19 protein-coding genes are annotated in these 18,669 nt (G+C 39.9%); 11 read left to right on the forward strand and 8 right to left on the reverse strand.

Annotation, left to right across the window (positions count from 1 at the left end; translation table 11 throughout):
• Positions 1–16: 16 nt before the first annotated feature.
• Positions 17–1,159: a 2-isopropylmalate synthase gene (locus tag SLP02_RS03220; protein WP_319419212.1), complete on the forward strand. Its 1,143-nt coding sequence runs from the start codon at positions 17–19 to the stop codon at positions 1,157–1,159.
• A gap of 31 nt (positions 1,160–1,190) precedes the next feature.
• Here the strand turns inward: SLP02_RS03220 and SLP02_RS03225 are convergent, their stop codons facing one another.
• Complete coding sequence (locus SLP02_RS03225) at positions 1,191–1,589, reverse strand: type II toxin-antitoxin system VapC family toxin (protein ID WP_319419213.1); 399 nt, start codon at positions 1,587–1,589, stop codon at positions 1,191–1,193.
• Positions 1,573–1,842 carry an AbrB/MazE/SpoVT family DNA-binding domain-containing protein gene (locus SLP02_RS03230; protein WP_319419214.1) on the reverse strand — a complete coding sequence of 90 codons (270 nt, stop codon included), beginning with the start codon at positions 1,840–1,842 and terminating at the stop codon, positions 1,573–1,575. Before SLP02_RS03230 ends, SLP02_RS03225 begins: the two co-directional genes overlap by 17 nt.
• Before the next feature lie 7 nt (positions 1,843–1,849).
• Between SLP02_RS03230 and SLP02_RS03235 the strand changes: the two genes are divergently transcribed.
• The 5 genes from SLP02_RS03235 to SLP02_RS03255 all read left to right on the forward strand — a co-directional run bounded on the left by SLP02_RS03235 (position 1,850) and on the right by SLP02_RS03255 (position 7,925).
• Complete coding sequence (locus SLP02_RS03235; protein WP_319419215.1) at positions 1,850–2,014, forward strand: hypothetical protein; 165 nt, start codon at positions 1,850–1,852, stop codon at positions 2,012–2,014.
• A gap of 364 nt (positions 2,015–2,378) precedes the next feature.
• Positions 2,379–4,208 (forward strand): NAD(P)H-quinone oxidoreductase subunit F, encoded by a 1,830-nt coding sequence (locus SLP02_RS03240; RefSeq protein WP_319419216.1) that lies wholly within the window; start codon positions 2,379–2,381, stop codon positions 4,206–4,208.
• 21 nt (positions 4,209–4,229) lie between these two features.
• Positions 4,230–4,949, forward strand: coding sequence for a carbonic anhydrase (locus SLP02_RS03245; protein WP_319419217.1), 720 nt, complete (start codon positions 4,230–4,232; stop codon positions 4,947–4,949).
• A gap of 105 nt (positions 4,950–5,054) precedes the next feature.
• Complete coding sequence (locus SLP02_RS03250; RefSeq protein WP_319419218.1) at positions 5,055–6,560, forward strand: NADH-quinone oxidoreductase subunit M; 1,506 nt, start codon at positions 5,055–5,057, stop codon at positions 6,558–6,560.
• An 81-nt stretch (positions 6,561–6,641) separates the two neighbouring features.
• The gene (locus tag SLP02_RS03255; RefSeq protein WP_319419219.1) at positions 6,642–7,925 is read left to right on the forward strand and encodes a CO2 hydration protein; all 1,284 of its coding nucleotides are present in this window, start codon (positions 6,642–6,644) and stop codon (positions 7,923–7,925) included.
• A 247-nt stretch (positions 7,926–8,172) separates the two neighbouring features.
• Here SLP02_RS03255 and SLP02_RS03260 read toward each other — a convergent pair whose 3' ends face one another.
• From SLP02_RS03260 to rimO, 4 genes are all read right to left on the reverse strand, one after another.
• Positions 8,173–8,343, reverse strand: a complete 171-nt coding sequence (locus SLP02_RS03260) for an antibiotic biosynthesis monooxygenase family protein (protein WP_319419220.1) — start codon at positions 8,341–8,343, stop codon at positions 8,173–8,175.
• A 231-nt stretch (positions 8,344–8,574) separates the two neighbouring features.
• Positions 8,575–9,696 (reverse strand): threonine synthase, encoded by a 1,122-nt coding sequence (thrC, locus tag SLP02_RS03265; protein WP_413467315.1) that lies wholly within the window; start codon positions 9,694–9,696, stop codon positions 8,575–8,577.
• A 183-nt stretch (positions 9,697–9,879) separates the two neighbouring features.
• Positions 9,880–11,349: a DEAD/DEAH box helicase gene (locus tag SLP02_RS03270; RefSeq protein WP_319419222.1), complete on the reverse strand. Its 1,470-nt coding sequence runs from the start codon at positions 11,347–11,349 to the stop codon at positions 9,880–9,882.
• A 128-nt stretch (positions 11,350–11,477) separates the two neighbouring features.
• A complete protein-coding gene (gene rimO / locus SLP02_RS03275; RefSeq protein ID WP_319419223.1) occupies positions 11,478–12,815 on the reverse strand; it encodes a 30S ribosomal protein S12 methylthiotransferase RimO in 1,338 nt (445 codons plus the stop codon).
• A 532-nt stretch (positions 12,816–13,347) separates the two neighbouring features.
• On the opposite strand from rimO, the gene btpA reads away from it, so the two are divergent.
• The 5 genes from btpA to SLP02_RS03300 all read left to right on the forward strand — a co-directional run bounded on the left by btpA (position 13,348) and on the right by SLP02_RS03300 (position 17,848).
• Entirely contained in the window at positions 13,348–14,196 is an 849-nt protein-coding gene (gene btpA / locus SLP02_RS03280) for a photosystem I biogenesis protein BtpA (RefSeq protein WP_319419224.1), read from the forward strand.
• 168 nt (positions 14,197–14,364) lie between these two features.
• Positions 14,365–15,363 carry a vitamin K epoxide reductase family protein gene (locus tag SLP02_RS03285; protein ID WP_319419225.1) on the forward strand — a complete coding sequence of 333 codons (999 nt, stop codon included), beginning with the start codon at positions 14,365–14,367 and terminating at the stop codon, positions 15,361–15,363.
• A gap of 147 nt (positions 15,364–15,510) precedes the next feature.
• The gene (locus SLP02_RS03290) at positions 15,511–15,951 is read left to right on the forward strand and encodes a hypothetical protein (RefSeq protein WP_319419226.1); all 441 of its coding nucleotides are present in this window, start codon (positions 15,511–15,513) and stop codon (positions 15,949–15,951) included.
• A gap of 123 nt (positions 15,952–16,074) precedes the next feature.
• A complete protein-coding gene (locus tag SLP02_RS03295; protein WP_319419227.1) occupies positions 16,075–17,334 on the forward strand; it encodes a hypothetical protein in 1,260 nt (419 codons plus the stop codon).
• A gap of 37 nt (positions 17,335–17,371) precedes the next feature.
• The gene (locus SLP02_RS03300) at positions 17,372–17,848 is read left to right on the forward strand and encodes a GNAT family N-acetyltransferase (RefSeq protein WP_413467316.1); all 477 of its coding nucleotides are present in this window, start codon (positions 17,372–17,374) and stop codon (positions 17,846–17,848) included.
• A gap of 49 nt (positions 17,849–17,897) precedes the next feature.
• On the opposite strand, the gene SLP02_RS03305 is transcribed toward SLP02_RS03300, so the two are convergent.
• On the reverse strand, positions 17,898–18,233 hold the full coding sequence (locus SLP02_RS03305; protein WP_319419229.1) for a DUF5615 family PIN-like protein: 336 nt from the start codon (positions 18,231–18,233) through the stop codon (positions 17,898–17,900).
• A complete protein-coding gene (locus tag SLP02_RS03310) occupies positions 18,217–18,540 on the reverse strand; it encodes a DUF433 domain-containing protein (RefSeq protein WP_319419230.1) in 324 nt (107 codons plus the stop codon). Before SLP02_RS03310 ends, SLP02_RS03305 begins: the two co-directional genes overlap by 17 nt.
• Positions 18,541–18,669 lie beyond the last annotated feature (129 nt).

Genomic DNA, 18,669 nt, shown 5'->3' on the forward strand with positions numbered 1-18,669 from the left:
GTGATAATCTTTGCTGATGAAAACGGTTACACTGACTATTTTTGATGAAACTCTAAGAGATGGCGAACAACAGGTTGGCATCTTTTTTGATGAAAAAATTAAGCGCACTCTAGCTAACTTAATTATCAAAACAGGAGTACATCATTTGGCTTTAATGCCAGCCATTCATCATACAGAAGCCAAGTTAGTCAAAAGTTTAATTGACCAAGGATCTAACAAAATTATCGTCGCCTCTACCATGATGGGAGAAAGCTATATAGACGAGTCAAAAGAGTGTGGTGTAGAAACAATTATTCTGTTTAATGCAGTCAGCGATCGCCTATTATGTTTAAGAGATCCTCAGTTACGCTACCAAACTAGTCAGGATCTAGATCCCGCAACAATTCATCAAATCCGCCAACGAATGCTAGACAAAGTTTTAGCACATCTAAAATATGCTGCTGCTAAAGGTTTAAAAATATGTTTTGCAGCCGAAGATGCCAGTCGTGCCGATTTTGACTTTTTGGTAGAGTGTATTACAAAATTTCAGCCTTATATTAAGCAATTCCTACTCTGCGATACCGTCGGCATTCTTACCCCTGAAAATACTAAGCTTTGGATCAGAAATTTAATCGAGTTTACTGGCAACCAAACCCCTTTGTCTGTCCATTTTCACAACGATCGCGGTTTAGCTTTAGAAAACACTATTCAAGCAGTTTTAGCTGGGGCGACGGGCATTTCGGGTACGTTTGGTGGTATTGGCGAAAGAGCGGGAAATGTGGCACTAGAACAAGTTTTAAATGGTTTAAAACTGCGCTATGGTTGGCAGGTAGCAGGAATCAACTACGATGCTTTTACCAAAGTGACTGACTATCTATCCAGTCAGGGATTTACTGCCAATACTCCTTATTCCCCCGCCAGCTTACGTTATGAAACAGGAATTCATGTAGATTCCTTATTTTGTGACTCCACTAGCTACTATCTTTTCTCTCATGGTCAACCTGAAATCTGGTTTGGCAAATTTAGTGGTGCGAGTAACTTTAAATATTTTTTTGAGCATCATCTAAACCAGCCTCTAACCAAAGAAAAATATCAAGAGTTTAGGGAAAAAATAAAAAATCTTGCTATTCAACAAAAACGCTCTTTTTCTGGGGAAGAGGTATTGAAATATCTAATTTAACTCCTTCTGACCCTAAAAAAGAATTAAAGTTTTAGCGGATGAAAATAATTTTTATTGGCAATAATGACTGGACGTTTTGCCAAGCTTTATCTGCTGTTACTACAGAATAATCTTGTGACTCAGCAAAAGCTAAACAAGCACGATCCCCCAGGGATAAACCAAACTCGTGGGTTTTCATAATCAGATTCCCTGCTAATATTGCCATGTTCATATCAAAGTCAACCAGATCGATGTTTAGCCCTGTAAAAATCATCTCGATTTCAGAAAGTGGAATACCTAATTGAGCTAGCTTTGTAATAACCTCAGCAATATTGACTGTATTCATAGTTGCCCGATCTATTACAGCAGCTACTTTTTCGTGTCCTTTTTCCTTATTTAGCAGTGCCAATAGTGCCGAGGCATCTAAAACAATCTTATTCTTCGACTTCACGCTTGGCCTCTTTTCGTCTTTCTTGCATTAGCTCATCAGAAAGCGATCGCCTAGGGTCAACATACTTAGCAATGATATTTTGAGCGCGTTTAATAACTTCCAACTGAGGCACTAAACGAATCTCGCCATCAATAACGGTCATGACTAATCGATCGCCCGCCTTAAGATTAAGTGATTTTCTAATTTCGGCAGGAATTAAAACTCTGCCATTCTCTGAAAGATTTGTTAAATGATGAGGCAATTTAGTAATCAATTATTTTATGTCATTATTTATTCAAATTGACATATTAAGCAAAAAAGTCACAAATTACTCCGTTCTTAAATCGAAATTTTTATTTTCACCTTCAGACATTTTGGTAAAGTCAGATGAAAAATCGGCTGGAATGAATCGAGATACGCCAGCAGCGATCGCTGCATCTTTTTGAAATGGATTCGTCCCTGGCAGCATCAAGTATCAATAGCTGTTCTCTAGTCATGGTTCTTATACTGGCTGTTGAACTCTTACCAAACTTAACAAATACTTGAGTCGGAAAGCATTTTCGCTTATAGTACTCTTTTCAAATTACTAAAGATATTCGTCATTTTGGGGGGTGCAAGAGGCGATACATAAGTAACCTTGGTAAACAGGATTTAGTGTCAGCTAGTTTTCGGATTATTATTTGTTAGGCTTATCATAGTAATTAATAAATAGTAATTTACAAAGTATTGATTTTAATCTATAGTAATTTTTAGAATCAATTGAGTAAAATACCTAGTTTTTAACCAGCAGTTATAACTACATCATCTATTATGCAGATATTTAGTGAAAGTATCTGGCTAGTACCTTGCTATGCACTAGTCGGGACGACATTAGCCTTAATGTGGTCGCCAGGAATTATAAAAAAAACTGGCTCTAGACCAGCAGGATATATTAATTTAGCTATAACCTGCGTGGCATTTGCTCACAGCATCTTGGCTTTACAAGCAGTTTGGCAGCAGCCAGTCCAAGAAATAAGATTTCCCTGGCTAACCGCAGCGGGTTTGTATATCTCCTTTGATATTAAAATCTCTGCAATTACCGTGGGGGCATTAGTTTTAATCACGGGATTAAACATTTTGGCACAGCTATATGCCGTTGGTTATATGGAGATGGACTGGGGCTGGGGGCGATTTTATGCCTTGATGGGCTTCTTTGAAGCGGGTTTATGTGGTCTAGCTTTATGCAACACTCTCTTTTTTAGCTATGTGTTTTTGGAATTGCTTACCTTAGCTACCTATTTAATTGTCGGCTTTTGGTTTGCTCAACCTCTGGTAGTTACAGGGGCGAGGGATGCCTTTTGGACAAAGCGGGTAGGAGATTTATTACTGCTGATCGGGATAATATCCCTCTGGTCTTTTACAGGTACTCTGAACTATGACGATTTGGCAGAGTGGTCAAAGGTGGCTAACTTAAGTCCATTGACGGCTAATTTACTCTGTTTGGCTTTGATTTCTGGACCTTTAGCTAAATGCGCTCAGTTTCCCTTACAGCTATGGCTAGATGAAGCGATGGAAGGACCAGTTCCCGCCTCCATGCTACGTAACTCGATTGTGGTAGCAACAGGGGCTTATGTGCTAATTCAGCTACAGCCTGTGCTGGCACAGTCGGCTATTTCCAATTTAGTAATGATCGGCGTTGGTTCATTTACAGCCATTAGCGCGTCTTTAATTGCGATCGCCCAAGTAGATTTTAAACGCACTTTGTCTTATTCGGTCAGTGCCTATATGGGCTTTGTCTTTATTGCCGTAGCAGTAGGGGCAAACCATGCAGCCTTACTCTTGATTTTGATTCATGCTGTGGCAATGACTTTGTTATATATGAGTGCAGGCTCGATCATCATCAGCAACATTACCCAAGATATTACGCTGTTGGGCGGTATATTTGGTCGTCGTCCCGTGAGTGGAATTACATTTCTAGTTGGCGCTGCTAGCTTGATTGCCATTCCTCCTTTGGGTGGTTTTTGGGCATTGCTGGAATTAGGGGATTATTTATTGGATGTGCAGCCTATTTTGTTCGGGGTGTTGATATTAGCAAACGGTTTAACTGCGTTTAATTTAATGCGGGTATTTGGCTTAGTCTTTGGGGGTAAAGTTCAAGCGATGAGCAAACGTTGTCCCGAAGTTTTGTGGGCAATGATCTTGCCGATGACTATCTTAACGGGAGTTGCCCTGCATTTTCCTTTTATCTTGCAGCAGTTTGACTTATTACCAACCTGGGCTAATTTAGATCAAAACGTAGCGTTACTTTTGATTGGTTCAAGCCTTACGGGTCTTAGCTTGGCTGCATTTTTATATCTAAGAGACAGCAAGAACAAACCTGTAGAGTTAGTTCCCTCGTTCCTGCAAAAATTACTGGCTAACGATCTTTATATTCAAGATATATATCGTTTAACAATTGTCAGTTTAATTGGGGTAACTTCTAAAGTTGTGGCGTGGTGCGATCGCTATATTGTCGATGGCATAGTCAACCTAGTGGGAGTCGGTACTTTGTTTAGCGGTCAAGCTCTTAAATACAGCACTTCTGGTCAGTCACAGTTTTATTTTCTTTCCATTGTGCTGGGAACTATCTTGCTCGGCTTAATGTTTGCTTTAACACTTTAAAACTATTAATTTTCTAAAAACATGAAAGACAATTTTTCAACCTCTAGAAGAAAACTATTACAATACGGAGCGATCGCTTTTGGCTCAACGGTCGTAGCCAAAAGCTTTATCGACAATTCAGTTCTTGCTGAGTCTGCCGATGACGCTCCAAAGGCTACTAACGAAGATATTACTCCAGATGAGGCTTTAAATATGCTGATGGAGGGCAATAAAAGATTTGTGACTAACAAACGTAAATATCCCGACCAAAATTTTGAACGTATAGCTGAAGTTGCCAAAGAACAATTTCCTTTTGCTTCAATTCTTGGTTGCTCTGATTCTCGTGTTCCTTTAGAAATCCTTTTTGACCAGGGATTTGGCGATATTTTTGTGGTTCGCAATGCAGGAAACATAGTAACTCCCGAAGAAACTGGCAGTTTGGAATTTGGCAGTGCTGTAGCGGGTGCTAAGGCAATTTTAGTGATTGGTCATGAAAAATGTGGTGCTGTAACAGCAGCCGTTGCAGGTAAACCAGTCCCAGGAAGTATTGGCAGTATTTTAGCAGCAATTCAACCAGCCATGAAAGAAGGAGATAAAAATGATAAAAACTATCTAACGGAAACTATTAAAAATAACGTTTTTCTGCAAATCAATAACTTAAAATCATCCCCTGTACTCGCACAATTAATTAAGGAAAACAAATTAAAAATTTTCGGTGGTTATTACGATTTAGATACAGCCCAAGTGCAAATAATCACTTAAGTCATTAATTATCAAAAGTTTTTAGTTGTTAGTTACAGGGCGAATGCCCTGCACTAATTACTACGGCGCAGCCGTTTTATTTAATTTATTGTCAAAACTTTACTCATGCTTAGTTTTCTAGTTTGGCTACCTATAGCAGGTGCGTTGCTCGTTGCTTGTTTACCCAACAAAAATCCACAATTAACACGGACAACGAGTTTAGTAATTAGTCTTGTGGCATTTTTGCTTTCCTTGTCATTAATCTTTCGCTATGACTTCCAAATTCAAGGTATACAATCAACCGAATTCTTACATTGGATTGAGGTTTTAGGACTTAATTACAATCTGGGCATTGATGGCTTATCTCTACCCTTAGTTGTCCTCAACAACTTATTAATTTGTCTAGCTATTTATAGTAGTGATTTAGCTCTAAAAGATGAAAAAAGTTTTGCTAGACCCCAGCTTTTTTACAGTCTAATCCTAATTTTAGCAGGCTGTATTAATGGGGCATTAACAGCACAAAACCTACTATTGTTTTTTCTTTTCTACGAAATCAAGCTAATTCCCACCTATCTCTTAATTAATATTTGGGGAGGAAAAAATCGTGGTTATGCAGGTACAAAGTATCTGCTTTATACGGCATTGTCTGGTATTTTTATTCTGGCGGGATTCTTAGGAATTGCCTTTTTGACCGACAGCAGCTTTGACTATGAGATGGTTCAAACCCAGATATTACCCTATGGCAAACAGTTAATTCTTTTAATCACTTTAATTGTCGGTTTTGCCATCAAAATTCCTCTTGTTCCTCTACATACTTGGTTGCCCGATGCTTATACAGAATCCCCAACGCCAGTGTCGATGATTTTAGCGGGGATACTTTCTAAACTAGGGACTTATGGCTTAATCCGCTTTGGCTTGGGGTTATTTCCTCAACTATGGAATGATGTTGCTTTTTGGCTAGCTGCGATCGCAACTGTTAGTGCTTTATATGCTTCGTTTGTAGCTATTTCTCAAACTGACATTAAGAAAATGGTGGCGTATAGTTCCATTGCCCATATCGCCTTTGTAGTTTTAGCAACGGCAGCCGGAACATCTATTGCGATATCAGGGGCAATTTGCCAGATGTTTGCCCACGGTTTAATTGTGGCACTCTTATTTTACTTAGTCGGGGTTGTAGAAAACAAAACTGGCGATCGCGATCTCAGCGTTCTTAATGGGTTGATGAATCCGCAACGAGGTCTACCCGTCATTGGTGGCTTGATGATTCTTTCCGTCATGGCAAGTGCGGGTATTCCTGGTATGGTCGGTTTTATCGGCGAATATATTTCTTTTCAGGGAAGCTTTACCGTATTTCCAATTTTCACGATACTTTGCTTGATTGCGACTGGTCTAACTTCAGTTTACTTTGTCATTCTGCTTAATAAAGCATTTTTTGGCAAAATTGACTGTCGCCAAACGACCACTGTATATCCTAAAGTCAGATTAGCCGAACGTTTGCCCGCATTTATTTTGGCTTTCTTAATTGTCATCTTGGGAATACAGCCAGCCTGGCTAACGAACCTCACCGAATTTAGCGTTATCGCTAGCCATCCAATCAATACAACTATTGTGGCAGTGAACAATGAACAATGAACAATGAACAATTAACAACTACGATACTCCCTACTTCCGAACTAATAACTTTACTGTTCTAACTAATTAACTGCGATCGCCATGACTCAAACACAAACCAAACTACCACCTTTAAAACATCCCTTTGCCGATGTAATCCAGCGTTTAGAAGCGGGGGGTTCAATGCTGCCTGAAACTCCCGAAAACTTGATGCAGATCATTGGTATCTATAAAGCTTACGCTATCCCGATGGATTTTTATTGGCGGGATTTACTTTATATTGCCGAACGAGTTTTCTTAAATCCTCTGCCTTTTTTCAAATACTTTTTGCCCCAAGAATATCTAGACTTACCTAATCACTATGCAGGAAAAGATGCAGATCTTGGAGTCTGGCGAGGTGAAGCATCGGCACACCCCGAACTATTAGAGTTTATCGCCCAGGGTGAAACGGGTAAGATGCCCAAGTTACTGCATCATCTCAACCACGATCGCATTAATATGGAGTTTGCTGAAGCCTGTATGCGGGCAATGTTTTGGCATGAGGATACAAATCCTAGGTTCAACGCTTATCTAGATAGCGATGAATATAAAGCCAATGCAGATCGGGCAATTAAGGCATACTTTAAAAACAACCCTGTAATGTTGGGAATGTATAAGCTGTTTCCTGATATGTTTCTCGAACAGGTGCGACAGCTATCTTACTATTCTAATTTGGGACTATTTTGGGAAGTGATGTGTCCTGTGTTTCTCGAAATGTCCGATCTCTTTGACGAAGGTAAAATGACCACTGTCAAAGAGGCAATGGATTTTCTAGTTAACGGCATCTTTGCAGTAGCAGGTAGACCAATTTACCATCATGTCTATATTGGAGATGAATGCTATGAAATCATTCCTAAATCCCAAGGTTTTACTTGGTTATATGAGGCTGCATTGCCTTATGTAGAAACTGTTTTTTATCGCACTTCTCCCTTCCGTGGCACAAAATCTTATAATGCCCAAGCCAAGCAAATACCAGAAAATCAAGCAGAATTTCACTATGGCATTCTCTATGCCGATGTCTTACCTGTGGGCATGGCGGGAATTCCCCCTACACTGCTAATGGATGATATGTGGCATTTTCTACCCGACTATCTGGTGGACTATTACAAACAACACTGTCGAGGTGAAGACGATATGCTGGTGCAGTTAGGAATTACTTTTCAGCGATCAATGTACAACGTTACTTCGGCAGTAATTCAAGCTTTGCGTCAGGCTTTACTATATCCTCTAGACGATACTAATCCCGAACATTTAGCCAAAAATCGCGCCTTTTTTACGGCTCAAATAGATCGTTTTTTACGGGATGAAGCTCGTTTGCAAGATATTCAAACTTCTGAATATCGTTAATTTGCAAAGGCGGGAACGATCGCATTTTCTCCATACACACCGTATTTTTTCCTCGAAAAACTAGGAATAGTTGAAATGCGATCGCTTATTTTAAGAGTAATTGATTTAGCTGAAGCTTATCACTCTAGCATCTAATATTCAGCTTCCAGGCTATAAAGATCGCGAACTGATTCAATATCTAATTGCTTTTCAAAAATTTCTACATTAGATTGAGCAGTTTTGAAAGCTTCTGCACTTTCCCAATGAGCTACATTAATAAACTGAAACTTCCCATCTTTTTTAGATTACGGTGCAGTTTGGTATCAATAAATCCTGGTTGCTGTTTCATTTGCTCGGCTGTTTTATGCCAGCTTCGACTAAATTGGGCTTCTATTTCTTGAGGTACAGAAAATAAATTAATTAGAGTTACGATCGCCATTTTTAACTTAATAAATGTTTAATATAATTATTAAACATTTATTAGGTAGCGCGAATATTTTGTCTAATCCAGCTAGCATCATCGCTTACTAGCATGGCAATTACACTAGCAATTTCTTCAGCTTGTTCTTGATTGCTGTGATAGGTGACAACAACATTGGTACTTTCTTGAGCTAATCGAGTTGCGATCGCTTGTCCAATACCGCGAGTAGTAATTCTTCGATGTTCGCGGTTACAAGCCCATTACTCTTGCTACTTTTTCTATTTCTAGAGGAACGCCTAATTTCACCTCGTTAAGGCTATGATCTACTGCGCTACTAGGATCTTTTAGACCATTACCTGTAAGGACGCAAACTACCGTAGCGTTGTCTAGGACTCGATCTTTAACCTTAAGCAAACCTGCTACTGAAGCTGCACTAGCTGGTTCACAAAATATTCCTTCTTCTGAAGCTAAGAGACGATAAGCATCAAGAATTTCTGTATCGGTTACAGAATTAAATTCTCCTTGGCTGGCTTCTTGAACGGCGATCGCTTTTTGCCAACTGGCAGGATTACCAATTCTAATTGCTGTTGCTATGGTATCAGGATTATGCACACGCTCACCTGAAACTAGAGGAGCAGCACCTGCTGCCTGGAAACCCATCATTTTTGGTAGCTGAGAAGATTTTCCAGCGGTATGATATTCGCAAAAGCCCATCCAATAGGCAGTAATATTACCAGCATTGCCTACAGGAATACATAGCCAGTCGGGAGCATTGCCCAAGACATCAACTATCTCAAAAGCTGCGGTCTTTTGTCCCTGGAGACGATAAGGGTTAACAGAATTGACTAACTGAACTGGATAATTTTCAGAAAGCTGACACACAATAGTCAAGGCATCATCAAAGTTACCGTCTACGGCAATTATTTCCGCACCGTATAATAAAGCCTGAGCTAGTTTACCTAAAGCAACATAACCATCGGGAATTACTACAAACGCTTTTAAGCCCGCACGACGAGCATAGGCTGCTGCGGATGCTGATGTATTGCCTGTACTAGCACAGATAACCGCTGTTGCCCCATCTTCTTTAGCTTTGGAAATAGCCATGGTCATACCTCGGTCTTTGAAACTGCCTGTAGGATTTAGACCATCATATTTGACATAGACTTTGACCCCACGACCAATTTTAGACGAGATGCCATTAGCTAGAATTAAGGGAGTATTACCCTCTAGTAAAGTAACTACGGGAGTGGCTTCGCTTACAGGTAAATAAGAGCGATAAGTTTCGATCAAACCCTGCCAGTTATTTGCTGCTTTGGCAACGCTTGGATAGGATAGGTTGGTCAAGGGGATACTTAGTGTCACGAGGGCTATGGAGGGTTATTCGGTAAACTTTGGCTCAAAGCTTTTAGCTACTAGTTATGGTCTGCTGACAATAGCTAGTAGCTAATAACTTATTGAATAATAATCTTTATTTAACCATAAGAAGCTCACAGTTTTGCGTCCGTCGGCATAAATTATACCTTGGCTCAAAACTGCTGACTTAATCATAATTATTTATTGTTCAATAATCACTTGGGATCTGACTTTACCTTGGGGCTTAGTTCTAGGAACTAATTTAGACTTACTGCCACTGCTGTAGCTGCCTCTACGAGAAGAACGACCTTTTTTGCCTTTAACAACTGGTTTGGAAAAGCTATCTTCAGGAATCTCCCAATCGCCTTTCATCCAGTTAGGACAGTCACGGTCATAGACCATTTGCAAGGCTGCTGCTGCGATCGCTTGAGCATCATATTCGTCGCTCAATTCTCTAACTAAAGGCAAGAATGATGCCATTCTTTCCCCTGCTAGGGTTTCTTTAATTTTTGCCTGAAGCTTGCCAATGCGCTTGGCTTCTACCTGCGCTCTATTAGGGATTTGAGCAACATCTAGCTTAGAACGGATGCGACGCTCAATTTGATTGAGACTACGACGATCTCCTGATTGGGCAATGGCGATCGCTGTACCTGTTTTACCTGCACGACCAGTCCGCCCAATACGGTGAATATATGTCTCGGCGTTATCAGGTAAGTCGTAGTTGATTACATGACTCAAATCCTGTACGTCTAGTCCTCTGGCTGCAATATCTGTAGCTACTACCATTCTAACTTTGCCATCACGGAAGCGTTTTACTAGTCTTTCTCGCTGCACCTGACTCAAGTTGCCATGATACTCATCAACGCTGTGACCTGCTTCTTGCAACTTGCTGGTTAACTCGCTAGCAGTCCGCTTAGTACGAACAAATATAAGCGCAGATTCTGGCTCTTCTAGCTCTAAGATAGGCTGTAGTGCCTTAATTTTTTGCCAACCACGAGGCACCATATAAACGTGCTGGTCAATTCTAGTCGGTGCTGCTTCTTGTTGCTTAACCGTGATGTATTCGGGAGAGTTTAAAAAGTTTTTGATCAGATCTTTAATTTCTCTCGGCATAGTGGCGGACAAACAGGCAGTTTGTCTTCCTTCAGGGGTACGACGCAGAATTTTTTTAATATCGTCGATAAATCCCATACTCAGCATTTCGTCAGCTTCATCTAGAATGGCTAACTTTAGCTCATCTAAAATTAGTTCACGACGTTCTAGAAGATCGATTACTCGTCCTGGAGTACCGACAACAATCTGAACTCCTCGGCGCAGTTTACTGATTTGTCTTTCAATAGATTGACCACCATAAACTGTCATAGAAACGACTTTTTGTTCTCTGGAGGTGAAATCTTGAATTGCCTGACCCACCTGTTGAGCTAGCTCTCTAGTAGGTGTCAGAATCAAAGCCTGTACGGCCTTGTTATTGGGATCGACAATTTCTAGTGCAGGAAGGGAAAAAGCTGCGGTTTTCCCTGTCCCTGTTTGAGACTGACCAACAATATCCTTACCTTCTAATAAAGCTGGTATGGCATCTTGTTGAATCTGGGTAGGTTCAGTAAATTCTAGCTGTTCTAGCTGTGCTAAACAAGCGTCTGATAGTCCTAAGTCTTGGAAAGTGGTTGTCATAAGTTATGTACTTTTACTGTTTATTTGCTAAAAAACTGTGCAGTTTAATACCGCTATAGATTGTCAGCACCTTAAAATTGCTTTAGCTGAAGGTACTAGAGACTTTCTACGAATTCCCAACAGTCTGTTTAGACTGCTGCATAAGCTGCTACGGGAGCAACTTCCCCATAAAGGTCGTAAACATCTGCGGCAGTGATATTTACAGGAATTATTGAACCTAGAGAAGCTTCACCACGAACATATACAAGTCCGTCAACTTCTGGAGCAAATTGTGTAGAGCGACCAATTAACTGCCCCGAACTAGGATGTTCTTGTTCGACAAGAACATTTAATTTTTTACCGACATAAGCTTGGTTTTTAGCAGCAGCAATTGGTTGCTGGGTCTGCATTAAAATATCTCGGCGATTATTGCTGATTTGGGGATCAACTTGATTTTCCATGCTGTGAGCAGGGGCTTCCTCTTCAGGAGAGAATGTGAACACCCCAACGTGGTCAAACTCATGTCGTTTGACAAATTCTACTAAATGCTGGAAATGAGCTTCTGTTTCCCCAGGAAAACCAACTATAAAAGTAGTCCTCAATACTGCCCCTGGTAATTCTTGTTTAATACGCTCAATAATGGCATCGTTTACCCTTCCCTGCCAAGGGCGATTCATGGCTCTTAAAATTTCGGGATGGGAATGCTGTAAGGGTAAATCTAGATAAGGAAGAATATTAGGTGTATCTCTAATGGCAGCTATGACATCTGAAGTTAATCCTGTGGGATAAGCATAGTGAATCCTGATCCAAGGCACGTCAACCTTGCCCAACTCGATTAAAAGCTCTGCCAGCATCGGTTTGCCATAAAGATCTTTGCCATAGTTGGTGGTGATTTGGGAAATCAGAATTATTTCTTGTACTCCCTGGGAAGCTAAAGACTTAGCTTCAGCGACAATTGATTCAATCGAACGCGATCGCTGATTACCCCGCAGATGAGGAATAATGCAAAAAGCACAGCGATAGTCGCAGCCTTCTGCCACTCTCAGGTACGCTACCCCTTCAGTAGTAGTTCGGTAGCGAGGAACTGTCTCATCGGCAATATAAACTGGTTCTTCAGTGATTTCGATGACTCTTTCCCCTGTTTGGGTGCGCTCAATCACGTCAACTATTTTGTGATAGTCGCCACTACCCACTACCGCCATTGCTTCAGGTAATTCTTCTAAAAGTTCCCCCTGAAAGTGCTGCGCCATACAGCCAGTAATGACAATCTTTTTATCTGCTTCTGCTAATTCTACTAATGTACGAACTGATTCTTCTCTAGCTTCTTGAATAAAACTACAGGTATTGACAATTACATAATCAGCTAATTCTTCGTTGGAATCTACTTGATAACCTGCTTGAGCTAATAAGCCCAGCATATGTTCTGAATCTATACGGTTTTTTTCACATCCCAAATGGGATATAGCTATAGTTGGCTTATTTGCCATTTTTCATCCTAATTTTTAAAGACCAAATACAAAGGTTGCTACTAATTTGCACGATTGTCTGAAACTTTTACACCCAAAGGCAATAAAAATTTCTCCTATCTATATATATGGTCAGACTCAATATCTTGTCTGCGTGGAGCGTTAACCTCCTGGTCTTGAACAACTATAAAATATAATTTATAAAATATAAATATTTAGACCAACTGTTGGATTATGCTTCCTTAGTTTCGCGGCGGAGCAGGAGCTAACCAGACAGTTTGTATTCCGCAAAACTATTTTTTATTGAAGACACCGCTTCTGAGGGAGTTTGACTTTTGGCTATACATATCAATCGAAATACGTAAATAACCCTTTCGTTAAATTATATTAACAGATAAATTACTTCAGTGGGAATCAAAAGCAGCAAAATTATCGGATCTAGCTTCAAAATTACATTTAGTTGGGACTTGATGAGAGTATATACAGTATCTAGCTTTGTCTGAGATAATAGTAACTTTTGCAGAGGAGAAACAATAGTCGTGGTGAATTCATAGTGGAATTAAAACAAATTTGGCAAACAAATCGTCCAGTGATTGGGGTGGTTCATTTATCTCCTTTACCTACCTCTGCTCGTTGGCAAGGTAAACTTCAAGAGGTCATTGCCAGAGCCGAACAGGAAGCTACTGCCCTAGCAGCGGGGGGAGTAGACGGTATTATTATTGAAAACTTTTTTGATGCTCCTTTTACGAAAGACTGTGTCGATCCTGCGGTAGTCAGTTCTATGACCCTGATTGTCGATCGCCTGAAGGGAATGGTGATGTTACCCATTGGCATTAATGTTCTGCGGAACGATGCTAAAAGTGCTATGGCGATCGCCACCTGTACAGATGTGCAGTTTATTCGTGTCAACGTTCTAACGGGAATTATGGCAACGGATCAGGGATTAATTGAGGGAAAAGCTCATGAATTACTCAAATATCGTCGAGAATTAGGCTCACAAGTAGCAATTTTGGCAGATGTTTTAGTTAAGCACGCTCGACCTTTGAGTACGCCTAATTTAACCACCGCAGTCAAAGACACCATCGAAAGAGGTTTAGCAGATGGAGTAATTTTATCAGGCTGGGCGACGGGCAGCCCACCAACTCAAGAAGATCTCGAATTAGCATCCGCAGCAGCAGGAGATACTCCTGTATTTATTGGCAGTGGAGCAAATTGGGAAAATATAACCCAACTTATGCAGGCTGCTGATGGTGTGATTGTTTCAAGCTCTCTCAAACGCTATGGCAAAATCAGCGAAACTATCGATCCCATTCGCGTATCTCAGTTTGTTGAAGCAGCCAAATCTGCTCCCAGAGAGGAAAAGCAAGCAAATTCTAATTCCTCAGTTAAGCAATTTAGTTAGTCAGGGATCGAGCCTTATTTAAACTCAAGCTATAATTTGGACAACAAACCATTGATCGTAATGTTATTTACCATTTATCAATATTTCAGTGGCTTAATGATAAATGTTTAATGTTTACTGTTCAATGAAAAAACGAACTCATAAAATTGACATATACATATAGTTGTTATGCGCCGTAGACGTTCTTTACCCTGGATATATCGCTGGTCACGTCCTTTAATTGGGGCAGTAGCCATTGCAGGAACAGTTTTAACTGCTTTTTTAACGGTCAAAAAGCTGACTGGAGCCACCTTGGAATGTGGCATAAACTCTGCTGGTGGTGGTTGCGGAGGTGTCTTAAATAGTCCTTACGCCGAAGTATTTGGATTGCCTTTAAGTTTGTTTGGTTGTTTGGCATATATTTCCATGGCAGCTTTTGCTCTTGTTCCCTTAGCAATTAGTTATGACAAACAGAAAAACCGTAAAAAGCAGCTAGAAAGCCTCACCTGGTGGTTATTGTTAGCAGGCAGTATTGCTATGGCAGTATTTAGTGGCTATTTGATGTATATTCTTGCCACAGAATTAAAGACAGTTTGTCCTTACTGTATTGGTTCGGCAGCATTTTCTCTAAGTCTATTAGTTTTGACTATCACAGGTAGAGACTGGGAAGATATAGGACAAATATTATTTACGGCAGCCATAGTGGCATTGCTTACTATAGTTGTCACTTTGGGAATTTATGCTAACGTTAATCCCTCCATTGCTCAAGCAGATAGCTCTCCATCAGAAGTAGTCGATCCCCAAGATGGCAAGATTGTTATTCCTGAACCTATGGGAGCTCCTACACCACCTAAAGGCTGGGAAATTACTACTGTTTCTGGAGAGGCGGAAATTGCTTTGGCTAATCATTTAAAATCCACTGATGTCAAGATGTATGGAGCGTTTTGGTGTCCTCATTGCTACCAACAAAAGGAATTATTTGGTAAAGAAGCGTTTGCCGAAATTGATTATGTTGAATGCGATCCCCAGGGAAAAAATCCGCAGCGAGATACTTGTATAGCCAAAGGCATTCAGTCTTTTCCTACTTGGGAAATTGACGGTCAACTTTACCCAGGCACAAAGGAACTAGACGAATTTGCCAAACTATCTAAATATGAAGGCGAGAAGAACTTCAAATACAAGCTGTAATTTTGTAGCCTTTTTGTATATTTCTTTATACCTCATCCTTTCTTATCTCTATTTGTACAGCAAGCTGATAGTATCTAGCTTGCTGTAATCAAAATTGAAGCTATATATATGTAGTTTTCAACCCAGTAGGTAGTAAAAAGCGATCGCATGAGTAAATTGTTGGTTGGGCTAGTTGGTGGGATTTCGCTACTCCTATTAAAACCAAGCGTCACTAATGCTCAATCAACAAAAATACCAAGTGAAAATAAGTTAGAGCCGACTAAAATTACCTTTACACCTTTAGCCAAACAGTTATTTGCTCAACCTACAGCTAAACATTTAGGTCAAGGAGAAGTTTTAATCAATCTCGATACCCGCAGCTTTTTCTTTCCTGATTTGGTCAGAGATACTGTCGATAATAGTGATAGTGCGGTCAACTTTAATACTGGCTTTAGCTGGGGTATTAGCGATGATTTACAGCTAAGTCTTCAGTTTCAGCACGTAGACAGTAGCTCGCCTATTAAGCAGGGCAATTTTACTTTAGAACGCACTGAAGATAACGAAGTAGCCTTAGAACTTAAGCAAAGACTTTGGAGTAATAAAGCATAAACACAAGCTTTAAGCGGTGTATTTGCAGCTTCTTGGGGAACTCGTGGCTTTATGTTTACTCAAGGGCAAGAATCAACGGAATTTAATAATTGAGATGTATTTGTCTCTTTAGCTGTGCCTTTTATGGCTGATGTTGGCAATCGCTGGCAGTTTAATCTTGCGCCGACGGTGGCATTCTTTAAAGATGAGAGTGCAGAGTTTTTTCGTCGCCTGCCTAATGATAACGAGAGTTTTGGTACGGTTTTAGGTTTGGCTGGAGCAGTTTCTTATCAGCTAAACCCCAGATTATTTGTTTTTGGCGATGTATTTTTGCCTTTGACTGGCAATAACAGTATTAATCGAGATTCAGGCAAACTAGATAAAGAGATCGCCTACAATGCAGGAATACGTTATTTAACTAATCCCCGTCTGGCTTTAGACCTATATGCTACTAATACTGCTGCTAGTTTTGTCCCTCTTTCACTGACTGCTGACAGAGACTTCGTGGGTTTGGGAGCTAATTTGGTCTTTATGCCTGATGTATTCTCAGCAAATCGTAAATATAATGATGACTTCTCAGCAACTTCAACTGATACAGAATCTTTAACTACAGATGGTTTAGCTTTTTTTGATGGTGGCACTATACCCAGTTGCAAACTAGCTTTGCAACTTCAACGAGGCAGTCAGGGAGTTTTAACTGCTATCCGCTACGGCTTACTCAAAGACTTGGAAGGAGGAATTTTTCTTGACTACGTTGCAGGAGATATTGACGAATCAGAACAGGGGATCGGCGGTAAAGTACGTTTTTTAAATCAAGCTAAAAATGCGCCTTTTACCTTAAGTGCTGCTGTAACTGCTAGTTTAACTAACGAACCCTTTCTTAATTTCTTTGAGAACGATGCAACTGCTTTTGAACGTTCTGGGTTAGATAAAACCGTACCTATTTTTACTCCAGGAGGAGACGATGCTTTTAGAGTAAAGCGACTTATTCTAAATTTTGCCTTACCCGTCCACTACAAAATAAATGATGGTGCAGCAGTCTGGATAACGCCCATACTTGGTTATGTACAACGTCAGAGTATGGAAACTGGCGGATTTAATTTGGGTGGCGCGATCGCTGTTCATCAAGGAGTTAGTCTTACAGGAGAAGTCTGCGTAAACCTGGTTGGCGAAGGAAATAGCCTTGTTGACGGACAGCGAGAGAATAAGATTCCTTGGACAGTTGGGGTGCGTTGGACACCATTATTTCTGTTAGGCAAAAAGGCTAATAGTGATAACGGCGATCCTCATTTAGAACTGTATTTGACTAATCGAGTTGGTTCTTCTACTTGGCATCAATTAAGGGTTGGAGAAAACAATAATATAGGTGTTGGAGTTGGTTTGTTTATACCTTTTTCTTTGTAGTCTTAACTTAGGATTAAATTACATTTTTGTAGCTATGATGAAAATTAGATTATTTCAATCAGAAGATACAGAACAAATAGCTCAACTATTTTACGATACGGTTAGACATATAAATATTCAAGACTATTCTAAAGAACAGGTTGAGGCTTGGTCACCTGATAATATTTGTTTCAGAAATTGGCTGGAAATATGTTCGAGCAGATTTACCTATGTGGCTGAACAAGATAATAAAATAATTGGTTTTGGCGAATTGGAAGCAAGTGGTCATATTGATCGTTTCTATTCTCATCACAAGTATCAACGTCAAGGAGTCGGCAACAAAATATATAAAGCCATAGAAAACAAAGCTTTAGAGTTAAATTTAACTCGTTTATTTACTGAAGCTAGCATTACCGCTCAACCATTTTTCATTAAGCAAGGATTTTCAGTTGTCAAAGAACAACAGGTAGCTTGTAGAGAAGAAACTTTTAAGAATTATTTGATGGAAAAGCAACTAACTACTAAGTCGTTTTGATTTTATTGGAGAGGTGGATGTAAACTTAATTGACAAAACACTACGGTTACTAAATAAATTCTACTCTCCCTTCAATATCATCTAATTCTACCCATTCCCAAATTAAAGCTAAAGTATTAATAATTTCGCCAATATTTCGACTTCTTTGACGACAATATGTAATTCCACAATGAGAAATGCCAGCTTGATGCAACTTCAAAAAGTCATCATCTTGAGTAAAAACGACTCTTTCTTCGATAAATGCAAATGCCATTTGTTCTTCATCGGATGCACTAATCAAACCTACTTCTGAAGTTGTAGTAACATCAATTCCTCTTCGTCTTAATCCGTTGGCGATTGCATTACTTACGTTTTCATCCAGATGAAACTTAATCCTGCCTGACATTTCGCTCTTTCAATTTACCTCGAAGGATAGAAGGTGTTTTTGCTGCTAACTCCTGAGCAAAAGTTTCACTGTCTCTGATATTTTGTCTAATTTCTTCTAGATGGTCGTAATAGTAAGATAATGCAGCGTATACGTCAGCTAGAGTGATACTGGGATGATGATCAATAATTTCATCGGCAGAAAGACTCATCATTTCATGCCAAATAACTATATCTTGCACTCTAATGCGATGCCCAGCAATACGAGGCTTTCCATCACACACTCCAGGGGTAATTTCAATGTGTTGAGTTACTGATGTTGGAGACACTATTTTTATTTACTATTTAATTTTTATGATATTCATATTTTACTTTACAAGCCAATAAGACAATGCCGATCGCTAGCTTTGCGAGCGCTAATATTGAAATATTGTTCTCTTTCTCTGATTGGCGCCGAA

The sequence above is a fragment of the Pleurocapsa sp. FMAR1 genome, from assembly GCF_963665995.1.
In the GTDB taxonomy this organism is placed as follows: Bacteria; Cyanobacteriota; Cyanobacteriia; order Cyanobacteriales; family Xenococcaceae; genus Waterburya.